Source organism: Mycobacterium sp. 1081908.1, from assembly GCF_001673535.1.
Taxonomy (GTDB): Bacteria; Actinomycetota; Actinomycetes; order Mycobacteriales; family Mycobacteriaceae; genus Mycobacterium.
Map to the genome: position 1 here is coordinate 50,394 of NZ_LZLY01000104.1, position 21,888 is coordinate 72,281.

18 protein-coding genes are annotated in these 21,888 nt (G+C 68.1%); 12 read left to right on the forward strand and 6 right to left on the reverse strand.

What is annotated here, in order from left to right; translation table 11 throughout:
- The first annotated feature begins 489 nt into the window (after positions 1–489).
- From A5655_RS16945 to A5655_RS16960, 4 genes are read left to right on the forward strand one after another with little or no spacing between them, the layout of a single operon-like run.
- A complete protein-coding gene (locus A5655_RS16945) occupies positions 490–3,741 on the forward strand; it encodes a thioester reductase domain-containing protein (RefSeq protein ID WP_067011829.1) in 3,252 nt (1,083 codons plus the stop codon).
- 40 nt (positions 3,742–3,781) lie between these two features.
- Entirely contained in the window at positions 3,782–4,690 is a 909-nt protein-coding gene (locus A5655_RS16950; RefSeq protein ID WP_067011831.1) for a metal-dependent hydrolase, read from the forward strand.
- Between the two features lie 11 nt (positions 4,691–4,701).
- Positions 4,702–5,619: an alpha/beta fold hydrolase gene (locus A5655_RS16955; protein ID WP_067011833.1), complete on the forward strand. Its 918-nt coding sequence runs from the start codon at positions 4,702–4,704 to the stop codon at positions 5,617–5,619.
- On the forward strand, positions 5,616–6,692 hold the full coding sequence (locus A5655_RS16960; RefSeq protein ID WP_082978707.1) for a PDR/VanB family oxidoreductase: 1,077 nt from the start codon (positions 5,616–5,618) through the stop codon (positions 6,690–6,692). Before A5655_RS16955 ends, A5655_RS16960 begins: the two co-directional genes overlap by 4 nt.
- Before the next feature lie 7 nt (positions 6,693–6,699).
- On the opposite strand, the gene A5655_RS16965 is transcribed toward A5655_RS16960, so the two are convergent.
- The 3 genes from A5655_RS16965 to A5655_RS16975 form a co-directional block, all read right to left on the reverse strand.
- On the reverse strand, positions 6,700–8,262 hold the full coding sequence (locus A5655_RS16965) for a PE family protein (protein WP_067011837.1): 1,563 nt from the start codon (positions 8,260–8,262) through the stop codon (positions 6,700–6,702).
- Positions 8,263–8,477: 215 nt separating this feature from the next.
- Positions 8,478–9,485: a YihY/virulence factor BrkB family protein gene (locus tag A5655_RS16970; protein ID WP_067011839.1), complete on the reverse strand. Its 1,008-nt coding sequence runs from the start codon at positions 9,483–9,485 to the stop codon at positions 8,478–8,480.
- A gap of 221 nt (positions 9,486–9,706) precedes the next feature.
- Positions 9,707–10,954: an MFS transporter gene (locus A5655_RS16975; protein WP_197508724.1), complete on the reverse strand. Its 1,248-nt coding sequence runs from the start codon at positions 10,952–10,954 to the stop codon at positions 9,707–9,709.
- Between the two features lie 70 nt (positions 10,955–11,024).
- Between A5655_RS16975 and A5655_RS16980 the strand changes: the two genes are divergently transcribed.
- The 3 genes from A5655_RS16980 to A5655_RS16990 all read left to right on the forward strand — a co-directional run bounded on the left by A5655_RS16980 (position 11,025) and on the right by A5655_RS16990 (position 14,071).
- Positions 11,025–11,978: a GlxA family transcriptional regulator gene (locus A5655_RS16980; RefSeq protein WP_067011843.1), complete on the forward strand. Its 954-nt coding sequence runs from the start codon at positions 11,025–11,027 to the stop codon at positions 11,976–11,978.
- Between the two features lie 531 nt (positions 11,979–12,509).
- Entirely contained in the window at positions 12,510–13,154 is a 645-nt protein-coding gene (locus tag A5655_RS16985; protein WP_067011845.1) for a class I SAM-dependent methyltransferase, read from the forward strand.
- Positions 13,151–14,071 carry a TIGR03619 family F420-dependent LLM class oxidoreductase gene (locus A5655_RS16990; RefSeq protein WP_067011847.1) on the forward strand — a complete coding sequence of 307 codons (921 nt, stop codon included), beginning with the start codon at positions 13,151–13,153 and terminating at the stop codon, positions 14,069–14,071. Before A5655_RS16985 ends, A5655_RS16990 begins: the two co-directional genes overlap by 4 nt.
- A 66-nt stretch (positions 14,072–14,137) precedes the next feature.
- Here the strand turns inward: A5655_RS16990 and A5655_RS27250 are convergent, their stop codons facing one another.
- On the reverse strand, positions 14,138–14,743 hold the full coding sequence (locus A5655_RS27250) for a chitin-binding protein (protein ID WP_082978710.1): 606 nt from the start codon (positions 14,741–14,743) through the stop codon (positions 14,138–14,140).
- A 206-nt stretch (positions 14,744–14,949) separates the two neighbouring features.
- Here A5655_RS27250 and A5655_RS16995 point away from each other — a divergent pair, with 206 nt between their 5' ends.
- The 3 genes from A5655_RS16995 to A5655_RS17005 all read left to right on the forward strand — a co-directional run bounded on the left by A5655_RS16995 (position 14,950) and on the right by A5655_RS17005 (position 18,138).
- Positions 14,950–15,663 carry a VIT family protein gene (locus A5655_RS16995; RefSeq protein ID WP_067012003.1) on the forward strand — a complete coding sequence of 238 codons (714 nt, stop codon included), beginning with the start codon at positions 14,950–14,952 and terminating at the stop codon, positions 15,661–15,663.
- Positions 15,664–15,766: 103 nt separating this feature from the next.
- A complete protein-coding gene (locus tag A5655_RS17000) occupies positions 15,767–16,582 on the forward strand; it encodes a thioesterase family protein (RefSeq protein WP_067012005.1) in 816 nt (271 codons plus the stop codon).
- Positions 16,579–18,138 (forward strand): class I adenylate-forming enzyme family protein, encoded by a 1,560-nt coding sequence (locus A5655_RS17005; protein WP_067011849.1) that lies wholly within the window; start codon positions 16,579–16,581, stop codon positions 18,136–18,138. Before A5655_RS17000 ends, A5655_RS17005 begins: the two co-directional genes overlap by 4 nt.
- Positions 18,139–18,170: 32 nt before the next feature.
- Here A5655_RS17005 and A5655_RS17010 read toward each other — a convergent pair whose 3' ends face one another.
- Positions 18,171–18,791 (reverse strand): TIGR03085 family metal-binding protein, encoded by a 621-nt coding sequence (locus tag A5655_RS17010; protein ID WP_067011850.1) that lies wholly within the window; start codon positions 18,789–18,791, stop codon positions 18,171–18,173.
- A 92-nt stretch (positions 18,792–18,883) separates the two neighbouring features.
- Here A5655_RS17010 and htpG point away from each other — a divergent pair, with 92 nt between their 5' ends.
- Together htpG and A5655_RS17020 are read left to right on the forward strand one after the other, a co-directional pair.
- On the forward strand, positions 18,884–20,809 hold the full coding sequence (gene htpG, locus A5655_RS17015; RefSeq protein WP_067011852.1) for a molecular chaperone HtpG: 1,926 nt from the start codon (positions 18,884–18,886) through the stop codon (positions 20,807–20,809).
- A gap of 105 nt (positions 20,810–20,914) precedes the next feature.
- Positions 20,915–21,130 (forward strand): hypothetical protein, encoded by a 216-nt coding sequence (locus A5655_RS17020; protein WP_067011854.1) that lies wholly within the window; start codon positions 20,915–20,917, stop codon positions 21,128–21,130.
- A 2-nt stretch (positions 21,131–21,132) separates the two neighbouring features.
- On the opposite strand, the gene A5655_RS17025 is transcribed toward A5655_RS17020, so the two are convergent.
- Complete coding sequence (locus tag A5655_RS17025) at positions 21,133–21,855, reverse strand: GntR family transcriptional regulator (protein WP_067011856.1); 723 nt, start codon at positions 21,853–21,855, stop codon at positions 21,133–21,135.
- Positions 21,856–21,888: the final 33 nt, after the last annotated feature.

A 21,888-nucleotide genomic window follows, 5' to 3' on the forward strand; every position in this document is an offset into this window, starting at 1 on the left:
GCCTCGGGCGCCGGACGGACGGGCGCGGGGGAGTCACGGCCACCCATTTCGCCCGCGGTGCGAATGTCGGCTGCGCTTTGCCCGGGCCTTTTGCGTAATGGAAATAAACGCGCAAAAGAGTCGATATTTGCAAAAACCCGTTTTCCGTTCGGTCTATCGGAAAAACGCCATTGGTCCGAGGCCTCATTGACTACGGAGCCTCGTATGTCCGTAACTCAGTATCGGCGTATCCTCGTACTACCTGGGCCTATCCGGGACAGGCGGTGTACTGAGGTACTGATGCCTCAATCCAGCTAGGCGAATTCCGGCGCGTACGAAAACGGGCAGGATGTGGGATGGATCACCCACACCTGTGAAATCTATGTGCGGCGTCGAAATAGCTTTGCGTGACGGCGATTAACGGCGCTACCGTGAATTGCGAGGTAACCAGTTCTTCTTTTGATTTCGGCTTCAGACCGGCCATCGACGTGGAAGGGGAGTGACTCCTCGATGGAGACGCTTATCGATTACCTGCGGATGTGGGAAGCGCGGCAACCGGACCAGACCCTCTTCCGGTTCGTCGACGCCGACGGCCGCGAACTCGAGCGCTACACGTACCGGAGCTTCGCGGAGCGGACGCGCGAGCTGGCCGCCTACCTGTCCACGGAAGCCGGGCTGAAGCCGGGGGATCGCGCGCTGCTGGTCTACGCGCCCGGGCTGGAGATGGTGGCCGCGTTCTATGCCTGCGCACGCCTCGGAGTCATCGCCGTCCCGGTCAGTCCGCCGCTGCCCATGGCCTTCGAGTCGGGGCTGGCCAAGCTCAGCTTCGTCGCGCGCGACTGCCAGGCCAAGGCCGTGCTGTCGACCAAGGAACTCGAGCACACCTTCCGCCAGCTGCTGGACCACCGACAGGGCGCTTTGGCGTGGCCGGACGCCGAGCGGCTTCCGGAGCTGCCGTGGATCCCGACCGACGCCACGCGCGACTTTGGCGGCGCCCCCGTCGCCGACAACCCAGGCCGGGTGCTTTTCCTGCAGTACACGTCCGGCTCCACCAGCGACCCCAAGGGCGTGGTGGTGACCCACGCCAACGTCATCGCCAACGCGTCGGCCTTCCCCGACAGCGAAGTCGTGGTCAGCTGGCTGCCGCAGCACCACGACATGGGTTTGATCTCCGCCTACCTGTTCGTCGTGGTGATCGGCGGCAGCACGCATGCGATGTCGCCGGAGGACTTCCTCAAGCGACCCTCATCCTGGCTGCGGCTCATCAGCGAGGTGCGCGCGACCCGCACGCCCGCGCCGAACTTCGCGCTGGAGTACTGCCTGCGCGAGGACAAGCTTCCGGCGTCGCAGATCGAGGGCATCGATTTGAGCAGCCTCGAGTCGATGCTGATCGGCGCGGAGCCGTTGCGGGCCAAGACGTTTACCCGCTTCCGGGAGCGCTTCGCCCCCTACGGCCTGCGGCCCGACGCCGTCACCGGCGCGTACGGCCTGGCCGAGAACACCCTGATCGTCTCCGTGCGGGGCCGCCAGACGCTGGCCGTGAACAAGCGGGCCCTGCTACAGAACGTGGTGCGGGTCGAAAAGGCGCTGCCGGAGAACAACAACCAGGCCCCCCTGGTGAGCAGCGGCAAGCCCGCGGCGGGGACCGTGGTCCGCATCGTCGACCCCGATTCCCGGCAGGCGCTGGGCCAGGGCAAGGTCGGTGAGATCTGGCTGGACGGACCCTCGAAGGGGGGTGGTTACTGGCACCGCCCCGATGTCAGCGCGGAAACCTTCGGCGCTCGCATCGCCGGCGACGACGACCACACCTATTTGCGCACGGGCGATCTCGGCTTCCTCTACGAGGACGAGCTGTTCGTCTGCGGCCGGACCAAGGACCTGATCATCGTCCGCGGCGTCAACTGCTACCCGTCGGACATCGAGGCCGTCGTGGAGCGGTCGGCCCCGCAAATCCGGCACGGTTGCGTCGCCGCCTTCTCGGTCGAACGCGACGAGGAGGAGGCGCTGGTCGTGGTCGCCGAGGTGCGCGACGGTAACGATCTGCCGGACGGCAAGGCCCTGGCGCGAGCGATCCGCCGGCACGGCCACATCGATCCGCACACCATCGTGTTCGCGCCGCCGCGCAGCATCCCCAAGACGACCTCGGGGAAGATCAGGCGCTCGCAGACCCGCCAGCTGTGGCTGGACGGCAAGCTGCCCGCGCTGGCGAGTTGGGTTAACCACACGGCCCACCACACCCACAACGGGCCGGACGCCAGCGCGGGCCCGCTTGCCCGCTTCCGCAATCTCATCGAGAGCTACGACCTCACCGGGTACGAAGAGTGCTCCTTCGCCGATCTCGGGATCGACTCGCTGGCCCTCGCCGAGCTGCGCGCGGACCTGCAGGCGCTGCTGGAAGAGCACGGCGCGGGGGAGTTGGCCGAGGAGGTCAACACGCGCCTGCTTCAGCGCCTGACCGTCGCCGAATTCTTCCGGCTCATGCGGCAATTCGGCGATCGGTCCGGCCAGCCCGTGGAGACCCTGCGGCGGGCGCTGGATCAGATCTCGGCCATGTACGAGGCGCAGGAGACCGAGCAGATGCGCGCCGACGCGCGGCTGCCGCTGCCCGCGCTGCCGGTGGCGCAATCGGGTCGCGCGAGCGACATCCTGCTGACCGGCGCGACCGGCTTCCTGGGGCCGTTCTTGGTGAACAGCCTCCTGGGCCAGACTTCGTACACCATCCACGCGCTGGTCCGCGCGACGGATGCGGCCCACGGCCTGGACCGGATCATCGCCTCGCTGCACCGGGCTCAGCTGTGGTCCCCGGCCCTCGAAGCCGAGGTCCGGTCGCGGGTGCGGGTGGTTTGCGGTGACCTCGCCGAACCCCACCTGGGTATCGGTGAGGCGGGGTTCCGGCGGCTGGCCGAGAGCGTCGACGCCATCCTCCACAACGGCGCCCTGGTCAACTACGTCAGGACGTATGACGCCCTGCGCGCCGCCAATGTGGTTGGCACGCATGATCTTTTGCGCCTGGCGATGACCGCACACCGAAAGACCTTCCACCTGGTCTCCAGCACGTTCATCTACGGCTGGAGCACCGAGCCCGTGGTCGGGGAGTGGGATGCCAACACGAAGATGAGCGGCCTGGATTTCGGCTACTCGCAGACCAAGTGGGTCGCCGAGCAGTTGGCGCTGGCGGCGCAGCGGCAGGGGCTCGATGTGCGCATCTTCCGGCCTTCGCTGATCTCGCCCACCAGGGCGGGCTTCGGGAGCGAGGACGACATCCTGGTGCGCCTGACGGCGTTCATGATCGAGCACGGGGTTGCCGTCAACGCGCTCAACCAGCTCAGCATGCTGCCGGCGGACCTGATCGCCGATCACATCGTCGCGCTGATGGATCTGCCGGCCGAGGCGGGCAGCGTTTTCAATATGACCGCGGATGACTACTACAACCTGACCGACATCACACGGATCCTGTCGGAACGCTTCGGCTACCGCTTCGACTACCACGACATCCCCTCCTTCACCGAGCAGCTGAACCGGCGGTGCAGCCCGCGTGATCAGCTCTATCCGCTGGTCGATTTCCTCACCCGCTCGGCGGACAAGATTGCCGCGATGCGGGAAAAGCGTTACGACAACACCCAATACCGGCACGCTCGCACGCTGGCCAAGGTCCATCTGCGGGAGCCGGCCCTGGCCAAGACGGTCGAGAATCTCGTGCGGTTCTTGCGTCAGGAAGGCCTGATCACCGAGGCTGAGGGGGAGGCGCAACGCAGTGCTTAGCGTGTCGCCGCGCAACAGCCGAGTCACCAGGGGGTCCACGATGTTCACGGTCGATGACCAGGCGACGGGTCCACACGACGCATCCCTCGATCACGAGCGGATCGTCCTGCAGGCGCGTGACGTCGATTTCGACTGGGCGACGCTGCCGTTCTACTATGTGCCCAACGAGCCGTTCACCACCCACTTCTGCAACGTGCTGCACCTGCTGCTGCCGGCGGGCGAGGAATTCATCGTCGAGGCCTTCAAGAACACCCTGCCGCTGATCAAGGACGATCAGCTGCGCCTGGACGTGCAGGGGTTCATCAGCCAGGAAGCCATGCACTCCCAGGCGCACTCCGGGGTGCTCGGGCACTTCGCGGCCAAGGGCATCGACGTCACACCGTTCACCGACCAGATGGCCTGGCTGTTTCAGCGGCTCATCGGTGACCGGCCCCGGTGGAGCCGGCGACGACGGGAAAGCTGGTTGCTCGAACGGGTTTCGATGGTGGCGGCGCTCGAGCACTACACCGCCATCCTCGGTGAATGGGTTCTCGACACGCCGCAACACGACGCCCTGGGCACCGACCCGGTGATGCTCGACTTGCTGCGCTGGCATGGCGCGGAAGAAGTCGAACACAAGGCGGTCGCGTTCGACACCATGAAGCACCTGCGCGCCGGCTACTGGCGCCAGGTGCGCACCCAGCTGCTGGTGACGCCCGCGTTGTTGTGGTTGTTCATCCGCGGCGTCCGGTTCATGTACTCCGTCGACCCAAACCTGCCGCCGGGCAGCAAGCCGCGCTGGCGCGACTACTTCCGCGCGGCGCGACGGGGGTTGGTGCCCGGCCCATTTGAGTTCCTCGGGGTCATCGGCGCGTACTACAAGCCGAGCTTTCATCCTTCCCAATTGGGTGGGGTGGGACGCGCGGTCGACTACTTGGCCAGGTCACCCGCTGCGCGGGCGTCGCACTGAGGGTCCGGTCAATGACCCAGTCCACCAAGGTAACCGCCTCCGACGGTGTCGCACTGGCGGTGCACGCCTACACCGACATCGACGCGCGGCGCGCGACCGTCCTCGCCGTCCACGGCTACCCCGATAACCACCACGTGTGGGACGGGGTCGCCCAAGAACTCGGCGACCGATACAACTTCGTCGCCTACGATGTGCGCGGCGCCGGTGAATCCTCAACGCCGACACGCCGATCCGGATATCGGTTCACCCAGCTGGTGGACGACATCCGCGCGGTGATCGACAGCCTGGGGGTCGACGCGGTCCACCTGTTGGCCCACGACTGGGGGTCGATCCAGGCCTGGGCGGCGGTCACCGACGAGTCCGTGATGGGCAAAGTCGCCTCGTTCACGTCGATCTCGGGTCCGCACCTGAACTACGCGGGCCGGTTTCTGCGATCACCGCGCACCCCCCGCGCCGTGGCCGATGTTGTCAAACAAATCCTGGCCTCGGCGTATATCTGGTTCTTTCTCTGCCCGGTCGTGGCGGAGTTGGCGATCCGGTCCCGGGCTACCGTGAAAGTCTTTGCGGCCGTAGAAAGCATCGGGCGGCCACGCGGCGGCGCTCGGCGGCGCGCGGCCACAACCCGCTCGATCGATGATTACCTGCACGGGCTCAACCTGTACCGTGCCAACATGCCCGGGCCAATCCTGGCGCCGCCGGCGCAGCTGCCGGAGACACGCATCCCGGTGCAGGTGCTGGTGGCGCGCCAGGACTACTTCGTGTCGCCTGCGCTGCAGCGGTTCACCGGCTCCATACCGCCCGACAGCAGGATCGTCCCGATCGAGGGCGGCCACTGGGTGGTGGCTTCGCATCCCGACGTCGTCGCCCAGCTCACCAGCGACTGGGTCAACTCGGTCGTCGCGTTCGACAGCCCGAGGAATTCGTTGTGACACCTACTATCTGGAGCTCCAGACCCGCCGACCTCTACGGCCGCCGCCGGCGCGACCGGAGCTACACGGCGCTGTGGGGCGTGGGCACACTCTTCGGCGGCTTCGCGTCGGCGTCGCGATGGACGCCCTCACGGATATCGCCGGTGCGGCGGATCACCACCGCGTCGGTCATCGGGCGCGAGCCGCTCACGCCCGACGTGGTCGCGTTGACGTTGGCCGACCCCGACGGCGGATTGCTGCCGTCCTGGACGCCGGGGGCACACATCGATGTTCGGCTGCCGTCGGGTCGCCGCCGGCAGTACTCGCTGTGCGGTCCGCCCGGGCGGCGCACCGACTACCGGATCGCCGTGCGCCGGATCGCCGATGGCGGCGGCGGTTCCGTCGAGATGCACGACGCCTTCGACGTCGGCGACACGTTGGAGTTCGAGGGTCCGCGCAACGCGTTCTATCTCGTCACCGACGAACGTGACATCTTGTTCATCATCGGTGGGATCGGGGTGACGCCCATCCTGCCCATGATCCGGCTCGCGCAGCAGCACGGAATCAATTGGCGCGCAATCTATGCCGGCAGGGGCCGCGCCCACATGCCGCTGCTGGACGAGGTGCTGGCGGTGGACGCCGACCGAGTCACCGTGTGGGCCGACGACGAGCAGGGCCGCTTCCCGACCACCGATGAACTGCTCGCCGGCGCCGGCCCGAGGACGGCGGTGTACGTCTGCGCGCCAACCGCCGTGCTCGAAGCGGTTCGTGCCGCCCGGAACGCGCACGCCGACGCGCCACTGCACTACGAGCGGTTCAGCCCGCCGCCCGTCGTCGACGGTGTCCCGTTCGAGCTGGAACTGGCGCGGTCGAAACGGGTCATCAGCGTGCCGGCGAACCGGTCGGCGCTGGCGGTGATGCTCGACCGCGAGCCGGCGACCCCGTATTCGTGCCAGCAGGGGTTCTGCGGAACATGCAAGGTCAAGGTGCTGGCCGGTGACGTCGATCGGCGGGGACGCACCGCGGAGGGCGACGACGAAATGCTGGTCTGCGTCTCCCGGGCGAAAAGTGACCGCGTGGTGATCGATGCCTGACGGCGCGCTACGACCCGGTCGTTCCCGTCGTGCCGTATAGCAGCCCGCGCAGGCCCCCGGCGCCGCCGTGACCCGCGCCGGCCGGGTTGCCGTTGCCGCCGTTGCCGCCGTTGCCGATCAGCACCGAGTTCCCACCGGCGCCTCCGACACCAAAATGTGTGCCGCTCGGGCTGCCCGCGTCGCCGCCGCGACCGCCGTCTCCGAACAGCAGGCCGCTGCGGCCGCCGGCACCGCCGGGGCCGCCGTCCTGATTGCCCCCGGCGATCGCGCTTCCGCCGTGACCGCCGGCGCCCCCGTTGCCGAACAGCCCAATCGCGGCGCCGCCGTTACCTCCGCCTGCACCGGGTTCGAACGGCACCAGCGGGTCGCCGCCGTTGCCGCCGGCGCCGCCGTTGCCCCACAGGAACCCGCCGTTGCCCCCGTCGGCTCCGGCCAGCAATGCCGAACTGCCGCCGGCGCCCCCGTTGCCGATCAGGCCGACACCGCCGCCCGGACCGGGCGGCAACGCGTAATGCGTCGCACCGATGAGAAAGTCCATGCCGGGCCCGCCGTTGCCCCCGTTGCCGTAGAAGAAGCCGCCGGTCCCGCCGCCGACCGAAGTGCCACCGTTGCCGCCGTTGCCCGCCAGGTAGGCAGCGCCCGGCAGGCCGCCCGCGCTCTTGCCGATTCCACCACTGCCGGCGTTGCCGAACAGGCCCGCATTGCCGCCGTTGCCGCCGGAACCGTTGGGCACGGTGTTGGTGACGCCCAGGGTTCCGCTGGGGCCGCCGTTGCCCCCGTTTCCTAACAACGAGAGCGCGGTGCCGCCGGCACCGCCGTTGCCATTGACCAACAGGCCGTCGCCGCCCGCACCGCCGTTCCCGCCGTTGGTGAAGATCCCGAAGGCGCTGCCGCCATTGCCACCCTGGCCGCCGCCGCCGTTCGTGTTGTTGTCGGCGCCGCCGGGGCCGCCGTTGCCGCCTGAGCCGAATAGCCCGCCGGTGCCGCCATTGCCGCCGTTGCCGCCGAAAAAGTTGGCCAAGGGATTGTTCGCGCCCGCCCCGCCGTCGCCGCCGCGGCCCCACAGCAGGCCGGCCGCGCCGCCGCTACCGCCGGCCTGGCCCGTCCCCGCCGCGCCGGACCCGCCGTTGCCGCCGTTGCCGATCAAGATCCCGGCATCCCCGCCGTTCAACCCGCTACCCGCGGGCGCGTTCGCGCCGTCGCCGATCAACGGGCGCCCCACCAGCGCCTCCGTGGGTGCGTTGATCGCGGCCAGCAGGTCTTGCTCGAGGGTCTGCAACGGCGAGGCGTTGGCGGCCTCGGCGGCGGCGTACGCCCCCGCGCCCGCGGTCACGGCCTGCACGAACCGGCTGTGAAACGCCGCGGCTTGCGCGCTGACGGCCTGATAGGCCTGGCCGTGCGCCCCGAAAAAGTCCGCGATCACCGCCGACACCTCATCGGCGCCCGCGGCCAGCATCTGCGTCGTCGTGGTCGCCGCCGCCGCGTTGGCCGAGGTGAGCGCGGAACCCACCTCCGCTAGATCCGTGGCCGCCGCGGCAATCGCCTCCGGCGCTGCGATGAGGTATGACATCTGGTCCTCCGTGGCAAATCATTTGTGAATTTGAAAATAAGCCGTTTCAGGCGTCGGGACCGCAAAGCTTATCATGGCCGCGCGGCTAGTTCCGGGGTTTTCACCAGGACTTTTAACCCTTAACTCGATCGATTCGAGTTGTTTGGCTCGCCGTTGAGTAGCGCGGCGCCGTCCCCACTACGCAGCGGGCTGGCGAACTTGAGGCGGGGAGCAGATCAACCGGCCGGCCGGCTGCCGATGGGCGGCGACGGCGGGCGGGTGCCCTTCCGGGTGAGGCCGCGGAACCTGACGCTGACACGCTGAAAGGGCTTGACGCGCTCCGCTTTTGCCTTCTTGGAGTACGTTCTGCGGTCTGCCTCGGTGAGATCCGCGTCGTCGACGAAAGGGGTGAGCAGCGCGCGCGGGTAGAGGCGCTCGACGAGGACCACGTTGATCTCGGCGCACAGCACCAGCGTCGTCGACACGAGATAAAGGAAGGCCAGCAGCCCCAGCACCAGCGCGAAGACGCTGTTGGTGGCGCTGGACGTTTTGACCGTGTGCGCGACATAACCAGCGCCGAAGCGCTGCAAAATCTGCCAAATGACCGCCGCCGCAAGCGCTCCCGGCCAGACCTGGCGGTAGGTGAGTTGTCGCGCGGTGGTCACGCGGAAGGCCACCAGGCAGATCAACCCGTTGATCGCGATCGCCGCGACGGTCGCGCCCAGCTCACCGAGGATTCCCAGCGATCCGGTGGTGTGGCCGATCGCGGACAGGGCGGTGGCCGTCAGGGCGGCCGAGCCGAGGACCACCAGCAGGAGCAGGCTGCGCACGCGCGAGCGGATCGGATTGGGGCGCTTGTTCCTTGGCACCGCCCACACCGAATCCATCGCGTTTTGCACCGCCTGTCCGACGCCGAGGCCGCCATAAAGTGCGCCCACGACGCCCACGAGCACCGCGACGGTCCCGCCGCTCAGCCCCTCGGGTTGATGCAATTGGCTTCCTATGACGGGAAATTGGCTCAGCGTGCTGTGCAGCACCTGCTCTTGCAGATCGGGCCGTCCGGCCAGGACCACACCGAGCCCCGTGGTCATCAGGAGCAGCAACGGGAACAGCGACACGAACCCGTAGTAGGTGATCAGGGCGGATAGATAGCCGCCCTGGTCGTCGAGGTACTTGTAGATCACGGCGACCACCACGCCGACGGGGCGGTTCCGCCGCTGCAGCCTGTCCAGCCAGCCGACCATCCGCGCTCACTTCGTCTCTGTAAAACCCGACACCCAATCGATGGGATGAGCAGGTCATACCCAGATTCGGAACTGATCAACCCACCGCGCCGCCCTGGGGGGCGGTCGACAAGTCTTGGGGCCGTCGCGGCGTCCGATTGCGTTGCTGGACAAGGGATCTGTGATCGGTGGGCAGAACCCCGCCTCGGCCGGCCCGCTCGCGCAGGAGTTGCTCAAAGTCCTCAAGTAGGCGCGGACGCGAGCGCTCGGGCGTCGGCGTCGGCGTTCGGTTCGCTCGACGGGCGGCCCCGGCGGCCTCGGACGCGAAGCCACAGCAGCGACGCGATCGCGGCCGTCAACACCACGCACAACCCCGTCACGGGGGACCAGCCGAGGCGCGCGTGGCCGAGGGTGAGCAGGTACGGCACCGCAAATCCCAGGTAGCTCAACGCCTGATAGGCGGACGTCGCGAATCCAAGCCGGGCCGGCTCGGCGACGCGTTGGATGTCGGCCAGGCCCGCGAACTGGGTGACGCCGTACGCGGCGCCCAGCACCGCGGCGGCGATCAGGACCGCCCACACGGTCGCCGCGAACGCGGCCCACACTGCGACGATCAGCGCGCCGACGGCGGTCAACATGGCCGGCGCGAGTTGGCCGGTTCGGGCGCCGGGACGCAGGCGAGCGGCCAGCGGCTGAACGATCACCCCGGCCAGCGCGGGGATCGCCGTCGCGACCGCGGCAAAGGTCAACGGTTGCGAACCCGCACGGTCGGCGACCAGCGCCGGCAGGTAGGCCAACGCGATGGCGGCGGTTCCGAATACCCAGGGCGCAAAAGGTGCCGACACCACCAGCAAGTGCTTCGACAGCGACTCGGCGCGATCGACACGGCGATCGGTGCTCAGCGCTGGCGCGAGGGCGCCCGAGGCGTCGCCGTGGGCCCGGTTCACCGCGAAGAGCGCGAGAACCGTGAGCGCGATCTGCGGCAGATACGGCCAGAGCTCCGGCCGCGAAACATGCTGTGCCACAAGCCCCGCCACCAACGGGCCGCCACCGAAGCCGATCGTCATCGCGATCGTCGCGCGCCGCGCTCCCGCCTGGTGGCGAGCCTCCGTCGACGACAGCTCCCGGATCCACGCGGCGCCGGTGCCAAACGCCAGGCCGCTGCTGATCCCGGCGAGCAGCCGCCCCGGAAACAGGAGGCCATGCCACGCCGACCCGGCCATCAAGACGACCGAGGCGACCAGCGACACCACTAGCGCCGCCAGCACCACGACGCGCCGCCCGGCGCGATCCGACCAGCGACCGCCCACCATCAACGCGGGGACCAGGCCCACCGCGTAGAGGCCGAACATCACCTCCGTCGCGGCGACGGAGACGCCGCGCTGCTGATACAGCACGATCAACGGTGCGAATTGGTTGGCGCCCCAACCGATTGCCGCCACCGCAACGGCGGGCAGCAGCCAATCTTTCGAAATGGTTCTCCGAGTCATGCGACCAGCATCCGTCCGATGCCGGCGACGCACCAGTGACCGATATGACACAAACCGTACAATTTCGGTCATGGCCCACGTCGTTGCGATCGCGCTGAGTAATCAGGTGCCGATCTTCGAGCTCGCGGCACCCTGCGCGATCTTCGGCACCAACCGGTCGGACCTGTCCGAGGACTGGTACGAGCTGAGGGTGTGCAGCCCGTTCGAGGGCGCACGCGTGGATCGCTGGTTCACCGCGGCAACGCCCTTTACCTACGCGGACCTCGTCACCGCCGACACGGTCGTCGTCCCCGCCTGCCACGACGACGCCCTGGAACCGCCGCGCGAACTGGTGGACGCGATCCGGCTGGCGTCGCGGCGGGGCGCCCGGGTCGCGTCCATCTGTACCGGCGCCTTCGTGCTTGCGGCGGCCGGTCTCCTCGATGGCCGCCGCGCGGCGACCCACTGGATGCACGCGGGCACGCTGGCCGAGCGCTACCCACGAATCCGGGTCGACTCGGCGGCCCTGTACGTCGACGAGGGCGACGTCCTGACCTCGGCGGGAAAATCCGCCGGCACCGATCTGTGCCTGCACCTGGTGCGACGAGATTACGGCGCGACGGTCGCCAATCAGGTTGCGCGACGGCTGGTGGCGCCACCGCACCGCGAGGGGCACCAACGCCAGTACGTGAACCCGATACCCGAGAGCGTGAGCAATGACGTCGTCGGCGACACGATGGACTGGGTGCTGACGCATCTCGACGAACCCCTGACCGTCGAGGGACTCGCCCGGCGCTCCGGCGTGAGTGTGAGAACCCTTCACCGGCAACTCGTTACGCGGACCGGAAGCAAGCCCCTCGACTGGCTGAACGGCCAACGCGTACGCCGAGCCCAACAGCTCCTCGAAACCACCGACCTACCCATCGAGCGCATCGCCACAGACTGCGGCTTTGGCAGCGCCGCCACGCTGCGACGGCACTTCCGCGACACGCTCGCCACCACTCCGGACGCCTACCGCCGGACGTTCGGCACGGCAGTTCCCTGAAATTCGGAAAAACGCCGGTAGAGGCACGCCCGCAGCGATTTAATCAGTGTTTGGCGGGCATCGAGGTACAGGTGTGAGGAGGACCGACATGGCCGAGGCAAGGCACCTTCGAACGCGTTGCGCTATCGGGGCGTTCGCGCTCGCGTTGGCGGGATTGCCGGCGATCGCGATCGCGGCGCCGGCGATCAGCAGGGCCGACGATCCACCGCCGTGCGCGCCGGGGTGGGTGTGGAGCGTCGATATGAACCAATGCGTGTTCTGGGTTCCGGCCGCGAATGGGCCCGGGGGACCGGGTGGCCCTGGCGGACCGGGCGGACCGGGTGGCCCCGGCGGGCCCGGTTTACCGGGCAGCCCCGCCGGGCCGGGCGGTCCCGGCCGGCACTAGCCGGCCGGCGCTCGCGTGTGAGTCCTGGGCTTTTCTTGTGCATCCGGGGCGGGAAAACAGCCGAAATTGCGCCCCCAGCACACACGTAAAGCCGTCAGGGCACACCGATGCCCGCCTGCGAGCTCGGGCATGTCCATACTGGGCCGATGACGTCAGCTCAGCGCCGCGGGCTCAACAACGCGGTCACCCGGATGTGGAGTTTCCTCGCTCCGGCCTACGACCTCCCCTTTCTGCAGCGGTGGGTGTACCGTCCGCCCCACGACGAGGTGATCGCGCAGCTGCGCGCCCACAACTGTCGCAAGATCGTCGATGTCGCCTGCGGCACAGGCATTCTCAGCGATCGAATCGAGCGTGAACTGCATCCCGACGAGATCTACGGTGTCGACATGTCCGACGGCATGCTCGCCCAGGCGCGTGCCCGGTCCGACCGGGTGCAGTGGCGGCGCGGCCCGGCCGAGCAGCTGCCCTTTGCCGACGGTGCGCTCGACGCCGTCGTGACCACCTCGGCGTTTCACTTCTTCGACCAGCCGGCGGCGCTGCGGGAATTCCATCGCGTGCTGGCCCCCGGCGGTCTGGTGGCCGTCTCGGCCTTGAGCACTCGGCAACCGATGCTGCAGTCGGCCGCGACCAATCGGTGGAAACCGCAGCACAATGCGTCGCCGGGCGAGATGCGAAGCTTGTTCGAAGACGCCGGGTTCACGATCAGCGATCAGCACCGCATTCCGCGACCGGTTTGGACGCGGATCGTTTCGGACCTGATCACCGTCGGCACCAAGAGCCAACCCCGATGAAGTTCGCCTTCCCGCTGCCGCACATGCTGCGCCTCAAGGCGATCACCCAGCCCTGGGAAGCCGGCGTCTCCGGCGCCGATCAGACCCGGACGGCCAAGCGCGCCGAAGCGCTGGGCTACGACATGATCGCGATCCCCGAGCATTTCGTCATCCCCACCGACCACGTGGAACTGTCGGGCCCGCATTACCTTTCCTCGACCGTCGCGCAGGCCTACATCGCGGGCGCCACCGACAAGATCCGGCTGAACTCGTGTGTCACGATACTGCCGCTGCAGCATCCGATCGTGCTCGCCAAGGCGCTCGCGACGGCCGACTGGATGAGCGGCGGACGCATGATGGTGACGTTCGGAATCGGTTGGCTGGAACGCGAATTCGACCTCCTCGGAGTGCCCTTCCGCGAACGCGGCCGCGTCGCCGACGAATATCTCGAGGCGATCATCGAGCTGTGGACCAGTGACGCGCCCCGCTTCGAGGGCAATTACGTGTCGTTCCGGGACATGGCGTTCGAGCCCAAACCCGTTCAGAAACCGCACCTTCCGGTGTGGATCGGAGGCGACGCCGATGCCGCGCTGAAGCGCGCCGCGCGATTCGCCTCCGGTTGGTGGCCGTTCTTGACCCCGCCGGAAAAGATCGCCGAGCGGGTCGAGTTCATCAAGAGTCAACCCGCTTACGACGGTCGCCCGTTCGAGGTCATGCATGGGCTGGGTACGACGCGTGTCGGTGAGGGACACCGCGTCGTCAAGGACCCCGATTCCCGACCCGGGGGCGGCGCGCAGGAGATCGTCGACCGGCTGAATTGGCTCGCCGAGCAGGGCGTGACCTACAGCGCGGTGCCCGTTCCCCCGGTCCGCGGCGTCGACGAGTACCTCGACTACGCCCAGTGGGTCATCGAGGAGATCAAACCCAAAGTCGCCTGAGCGCAACCGAACCCGCCGATGCCCGCCCCACCGACCGGCGGGGCGGACATCGCGCGGGGTCACCTGTTACAGCGGAATCCAGACCCCGAAGAACCAGAACCCCCACTGGTTGAAGCCGGGGTCCCACACGGGTGTTTCGTTGTAGCCGTAGTAGTTGATGGGGCCGTATCCCCACGGCGCGCCGGGGGGAGGAAGTGGCCTATCCCATGCCGGCCGCGGTGGTGCACCGTATCCCCAAGGGCCGGGGCCGTCGCCCCACGGGGCGCCGTGGAAGTAGCCGCGCTGGGGATCGCCATGCCAGGGGCCACCCGGTCCGCCCGGCCCGCCCGGTCCGCCCGGTCCGCCCGGTCCGCCGGGATGGTCGGGCGGGGGTCCACCCGGACCGCCGGGCCCGCCGGGACCGCCGGGTCCACCGGGGTGACCGGGTCCGCCCGGAGGCCCACCAGGATTGCCGGGGCCACCCGGTCCGCCCGGGCCACCCGGGCCACCCGGTCCGCCCGGATCATTCGGTCCGGCCGGGCGGTGATCCCCCGGAGCCGGTCCACCGTGGCTACCGCCGGGACCCGGCGGCTGTCCCGGTGCGGCGAACGCCGAACCGGCACCGATGCCCAACGCAGCGGCGCCAAGGGCGCCGACGATCGTTCCCCCCGCAATAAATTGCTTCAGTTTCATTAGTCCTTCACCTATCCAAAAGTGAGTTCTAGAACCCCCCGACAACCCCCACGCTAGATAGTCCGTCTATGGATCCGCTGTGAGTGACCCAAGGGGAACTTCTGGCCGACGCCCCGGCGAAAACGGCGCCCAAGGCAAGGCTGGTCTACGTTTGGCAAGGCTATATTTGCTGTTCGGACGTGGTTTTGCTGTATATCGTTGCGGACGTGTCAACTACCTCCCATCCCGCCGAACCCCATGTGGGCTCGGTGTCGTCCAAGCTGAACTGGCTGCGCGCCGGCGTCCTGGGCGCCAACGACGGCATCGTGTCCACCGCCGGCATCGTCGTCGGCGTCGCGGCGGCCACCGCGCAACGCGGCCCGATCCTGACCGCCGGAATCGCCGGGCTGGCCGCGGGGGCCGTGTCGATGGCGTTGGGCGAATACGTCTCGGTCAGCACCCAGCGCGACACCGAGCAGGCGCTGTTGACCAAGGAAATGCAGGAGTTGCAAGACGATCCGGCGGCCGAATTGGACGAGCTTGCCGAGCTTTACGAAGCCAAGGGTCTGTCACCGGCAACCGCGCGAACCGTGGCCGAGGAGCTCACCGATCACAATCCCTTCGTCGCCCACGCCGAGGTCGAACTGGGTATCGATCCGGAGGAGCTGACCAATCCGTGGCAGGCGGCGCTGTCCTCGGCGCTGTCGTTCACGGTGGGCGCGTTGTTGCCGTTGATCGTGATCCTGGCGCCGCCGGCGGCATGGCGAATCCCGGCCACCGTCGTCGCGGTGCTGCTGGCCCTGGTGATCACCGGGGCGGTATCGGCGGGACTGGGCGGTGCGCCGCAGGGCCGGGCGGTGGCCCGCAACGTCATCGGCGGCGGGCTCGCCTTGGCGGTCACCTACGCGATCGGACACTTGGTGGGCGCCGCGATCGCGTGATCATCTCGGCGGCGGCCGCCACGCGCCGGGACTGGAAACAGAAACTGTAATATCAACAGTTGCCGTCCTGACCAGAAAGAGCCGTGCATTGACCGAAACGAAGATCGCGCCGGATGACGCTGAATCAGCCGCGCAGGAGCCATATTTTCGACGCGACAAAAACCGTTTCGTGCCAAATCAATTCGCGCGCGGTGGATGGGGTCCGTCCATCAGCGGCCACGTCGTCGGCGGCCTCCTCGGCTGGGCCGTCGAACGCGCGGTCGACGACCCGGAATTCCAGCCCGCGCGGCTGACCGTCGACCTGCCCGCGCCGACCGCACTGGAACCGATCGAGGTGCACACACAGGTGCACCACGACCGTCGGCGATTGCGGCTCGTCGAGGCCGTCCTCACGCAGGGCGGCGCCCCCGTCGCACGCGCGAGCGCGCTGTTTCTGCGGCGCGGACCACAACCCGACGGGCACGTGTGGTCACCGCCGGTGCAGATGCCGCCGCTACCCATCGACGACGGCCCCGCGCCGTCGCTGTTCATGCGGACCTACGGCTGGGGCACCGAGATTCAGAATCCCGATCCCGAATGGACCAACATCGGTGGCGCGAAATACACCTGGCTGCATGACACGCATTCGCTGATCGACGGCGAACCGCTCAGCCCGTTCACCCGCGCCGCGATGTCCGGCGACATCACGGCCTCGCTCGCCAATTGGGGCACAAACGGTTTGCAGTTCATCAACGTCGACTACACCCTCACGCTCAGCCGGTTGCCGGAAGGGGCCCACATCGGCCTGGGCTCGCTCACCCATTACAGCGACGACGGCGTCGCCACCGGCTCGGCCGTCCTGGTGGACCGCAAGGGCCCGATCGGCAGCGCCGTGTCGGTCGCGATCGCACACTCCGGGTTCAAGCCGCCGACGGGATGACGGACGTCACCTATTGGCAGCTGATCGTCGACGCTGCGCGCCGGGGATCCGATCGGTCGCTGCTCGCCGACGAGTACGGACGCAGCCTCACGGCACGCGAGATCCATGACGCGGCGTGCGTGACGGCCGCCGCGTTGGCCGGACGGGGGATAGGCGCGGGAACCGTGGTGTCGTGGCAGCTGCCGACGACGCTCGAAACCGTGGTCGTCATGGCGGCGCTGGCCCGGCTCGGTGCGGTCCAAAACCCGATCATCCCGATACTTCGTGAGCACGAGGTCGGCTTCATCACCGCGCAGCTGTCATCGGAATTCCTTGTGGTACCCGAGTTTTGGCACGGATTCGACTACGGGGGGCTGGCGCGGGCCCTCGCCGCCGACCGGGGCTTCCAGGTCATCACCGTTGACCTGGCGACACCGCCGGCGGCCGGCGAGCTTCGGCTGGCCGTGGCGAGCGCCGATTCCCTCGGGCCGGCGCCTGCGCCTTTCGGCGGCACGCGATGGATCTACTACTCGTCGGGGACCACCGCGGCCCCCAAGGGGATTCGTCATACCGACGCATCGGTGATGGCGCCCGCCGCGGGACTGGCGGAAAGGATGGGAATCACCAGCAGCGACGTGGATCCCGTCGCCTTTCCCTTCGCGCACATCGGCGGTGCCGTGATGCTGGCCGCCGCGCTGTCGACCGGCATGCGGTTAGCGCTGTTCGAGGTGTTCGACCCCGCCACCACGCCGCTGTCCATCGCCGCGCACAACCCGACATTCCTGGGCATGGCGACCCCGTTCTTCCTGGCGTTCCTCGAGGCCCAGCGCAACCACGGCGACCGGCCGCTGTACCCCTTCGTGCGAGGCTGCCTGGCCGGCGGCGCGCCGATCACCGCCGAACTGGGACACCAGGTCCGGGACACGTTCGGGGTGCCCGGCATCGCGAACGCGTGGGGACTCACCGAATTTCCGGTGGCGACCTCGCCGCCACTGGCGGGGACGCCGGAGGTGCTCGACCACACCGTCGGCGCGCCGGGACCGGGTGTCAGCGTCCGCGTGGTCGACGACCGGGAAACCGAACTGCCCGCGGGCCGAGAGGGTGAGCTACGGCTCAAGGGACCGCAATGCTTTCTCGGCTACGCGGACGCCACGCTCGACACCGATGCGTTCGACGTCGACGGGTGGCTGCGCACAGGCGATCTCGGGCTGATCGACGCCGACGGCAACGTCCGCGTCACGGGCCGGATCAAGGATGCCATCATCCGCAACGCGGAGAACGTTTCGGCCCTGGAGGTCGAAAACGCGCTGGCCACCCATCCCGCCGTCGCCGACGTCGCGGTCATCGGAGTGCCCGACCCGCGCACCGGCGAGCGCGTCTGCGCCGTGGTGGTACCCACCGCAAATGACGACGTGTCGTTGGAATCCCTGGTGCGGCACTGCCATTCGCAAGGGTTGAGCCGCTACAAGCACCCCGAGCGCCTGGTGATCGTCGATGCGCTGCCGCGCAATCAATTCGGCAAGGTGATCAAGAAAGAGCTGCGCGAGGCTTTGGCCACCGGTCGTCTACGAAGCTGATAGCGCATGCGCTATCAAATTTTCGAGTCGGTTCACAACCCCTTGGGCGCGTCGCGGACCGCTTGCACCGCCGCCGCTTCGCCGTCGAACTCGACCCGCGCCTCGCGCCCGACGGCGAACAACAGCAGCTCCTCGGGCGGACCGGTCACCGCGACCGCCGGGCCGGAGCCCGCCGTCAGCACCGTCTTGCCCCCCGGCGTGCGCAGCGCGACCCGGCCCGGGACCTTCCCGAGCGTGACCCGGGCCATCAGCGACAGCGTGCGGCGCAGCGCCCGGCACATCCCCTGTTCCAGCACGCGGGGCTCCCAGGCCGGCTGCGCGCGTCGCACGTCCTCGTGGTGGATGAACATCTCGGCGACGTTGGCCACCGGATCGAGCAAGATGAACGGCGAGTAGACCGGCGGGCCGGACGCGATCTTGTTCACCAGCTCATCCCAGTCGTTCTTCGCGGCCACCTCGTCCTGCACCTTGGCGGTATGGGCGGCGAAGAACGGGATCATGATGCCCGGCGCGGCGTCGGGCCGGTACTCCCGGATAACCAGGTGCGCGGCCAGGTCTCGCGTCGTCCAGCCTTCACACAAGGTGGGCGCGTCGGGGCCGACGGCCCGCATCGTCTCGACGAGGGCGGCGCGTTCGCGTTGAGCAACGGACATGGGTTCAGGGTAGGGCCAGCCCGTGGGCGCGGACCATCCGCATCTCGGTAAATTTGCAGCGTCGTGTCCGGAAGGAAAGTGCAGGGAATGTCATGAACGCGCGTGTCGAGCAGCTGGAGTTTCAGGCCGAGGCCCGGCAACTGCTGGATTTGATGGTCCACTCGGTCTACTCCAACAAGGACTCGTTTCTGCGGGAGCTGATCTCGAACGCCTCCGATGCGCTGGACAAGCTGCGGCTGGAAGCGTTTCGCAACAAGGACCTCGACGTCGACACGTCTGACCTGCATATCGAGATCGACGTCGACAAAACCGCACGAACGCTAACCGTCCGCGACAACGGCATCGGGATGACGCGTGAGGAAGTGGTGGACCTGATCGGCACCCTGGCCAAGTCCGGCACCGCCGAGCTGCGCCAGCAGCTTCGGGAGGCCAAGAATGCGGCGGCCTCCGAGGAACTGATCGGCCAGTTCGGCATCGGCTTCTACTCGAGCTTCATGGTCGCCGACAAGGTCGAGCTGCTGACCCGCAAGGCCGGCGAGAGCGACGCCACCAGGTGGGAATCCAGCGGCGAGGGCACCTACACCATCGAATCCGTCGAAGACGCGCCGCAGGGAACCTCGGTCACCCTGCACCTCAAGCCCGAAGACGCCGAGGACGAGCTGCACGACTACACCGCGGAGTGGAAGATCAGGCACCTGGTCAAGCGGTACTCCGACTTCATCGCCTGGCCCATCCGGATGGAGGTGGAGCGACGCACCCCCGCGGAGGAAGACGGCGGCGAGGAGACCGTCACCCTCGAGACCGAGACCCTCAACTCGATGAAGGCGCTGTGGGCCAGGCCCAAGGAGGAGGTCTCCGCCGAGGAGTACAACGAGTTCTACAAGCACATCGCGCACGCGTGGGACGACCCGCTCGAGGTCATCGCGATGAAGGCCGAGGGCACCTTCGAGTACCAGGCGTTGCTGTTCATCCCGTCCCACGCCCCGTTCGACCTGTTCGATCGGGACTCCCACGTCGGGATCCAGTTGTACGTCAAGCGCGTGTTCATCATGGGCGACTGCGACGAGCTGCTGCCGAAATACCTGCGCTTCGTCAAGGGCGTCGTCGACGCACAAGACTTGTCGCTCAACGTGTCTCGCGAAATCCTGCAGCAGGACCGGCAGATCAAGGCGATCCGTCGCCGCCTGACCAAGAAGGTCCTTGCCACCATCAAGGAGCTGCAGTCCGAGCGGCCGGACGACTACCGCACCCTGTGGACCCAGTTCGGCAGGGCCATCAAGGAGGGATTGCTCTCCGACGCCGACAACAAGGAGATGCTGTTGCAGGTCTCCTCGTTCGCCTCCACCCACAGCGAGGAGGAGGCCACCACCCTGGCCGAGTACGTGGAGCGGATGAAGGAAGGTCAGCAACAGATCTTCTACGCCACCGGCGAGACGCGCCAGCAGCTGCTGAAGTCACCGCACCTGGAGGCGTTCAAGGCCAAGGGCTACGAGGTGCTGCTGCTGACCGATCCCGTCGACGAAGTCTGGGTGGGGGTGGTCGACGAGTTCGACGGCAAACCGCTGCAGTCGGTGGCCAGGGGCGAGGTGGACCTCGACTCCGAGGAGGGCAAGAGCGAGGCCGAGCGCGAGGAGCAGGAAAAAGAGTTCGCCGACCTGCTGACCTGGCTGAAGGAGACGCTGAGCGAGCACGTCAAGGACGTGCGGCTGTCGACGCGGCTGACCGAGTCGCCGGCCTGCCTGATCACCGACGCCTTCGGAATCACACCGACCCTCGCGCGCCTCTACCGCGCCACCGGGCAGGACGTTCCGGTGGGCAAGCGGATCCTCGAACTCAACCCGAATCATCCGCTCGTGACCGGGCTACGGGACGCCCACAAGGAGCGCGCCGACGATCAATCGGTCGCCGAGACCGCCGAATTGCTCTACGGCACAGCGCTTCTCGCCGAAGGCGGGGCGCTCGAGGATCCGGCGCGGTTCGCCGAGCTACTCGCGCAGCGATTGGCGCGCACGGTCTGAGCCCATTCGGCTGGCCGGGGCCTCACCAGGCGTTTTGCGCCTCAAGCACTAGCCAGCGGGCTCTCGATGCGATTGAATACCGCCTGGAAGGGATATTCACCTCGCATGGCCAAGTTCCGGATCATCGACCCACATGGCGGGATTGTGGCGACGAAGAACTTCGAGAGCGCCGACGCCGCATACGCGTGGTTCACCGACGCGGTCGCGGGCAGTACCGAGCTGGGCTGGCGCATGGAGGTCGACGACTCGGGACAGTGGGCATTCTTCGATGACACCGAGGGCTTCACCGCCCCGGCGAGCCGCCGCCCGTTCCGGCGCTGAATTTACCGGCGCGACATTTCCTGTGGGCTGTCGCGCAGGACGCGGTGCAGCAGTTCCCCCGTGCCCAGCAGGTGCTTGGTGACCAGCGATTGCGCGCGCTCGACGTCGCCTCGGCGCACGGCCCTGAGCAACGCCGCATGCTCTCGGTCGGACTCTCCCTTGTAGGACGGCAACCCGAACTTGAGCCGCAGGTAGCGCTCGCCGCGCTCGTGCAGCATGCCGATCAGCGCGAGAAGCTGTGGCCGCGCGGCCGGCTCGTAGAGGCTGATGTGAAAGGCCTCGTTGTGCGCAACGTAAAGGGACGGCTCGGTTTCGGCCGAGGCCGCCTTGCACAGCGCCTCGGCGTGGCCCAGCGTGGCCGGCGTGTGTGCGGGTATCGCCAGCCCGATGGCGAGGCTCTCGAGCGCGGCGCGCATCTCGTAGACTTCGCGGGCCTCGTCGGCCGACAGCGGGGCGACGGTCGCCCCCTTGTTCAGCTCCACCTTGGCCCAGCCTTCGCTTTCCAGCTGGCGCAGGGCCTCGCGAACCGGGATCGCGCTGACCGAGAAGTGCCGCGCGATGGCGTCCTGGCGCAGTGGCGCCCCCGGGGCGAGGGTGCCGTCGACGATCGCGGAACGCAGCGCGTTGGCGATCAACCGTGACGTGCTGCCCCGCTCGGCCAGCGAAAGCGCCGTGGGTAGCGCGCCCAACGCATTGTCCGGCGGAGGCCGACCTGTTACGCTCATCACTATATTATATACAATGTGATGTCGGACGGC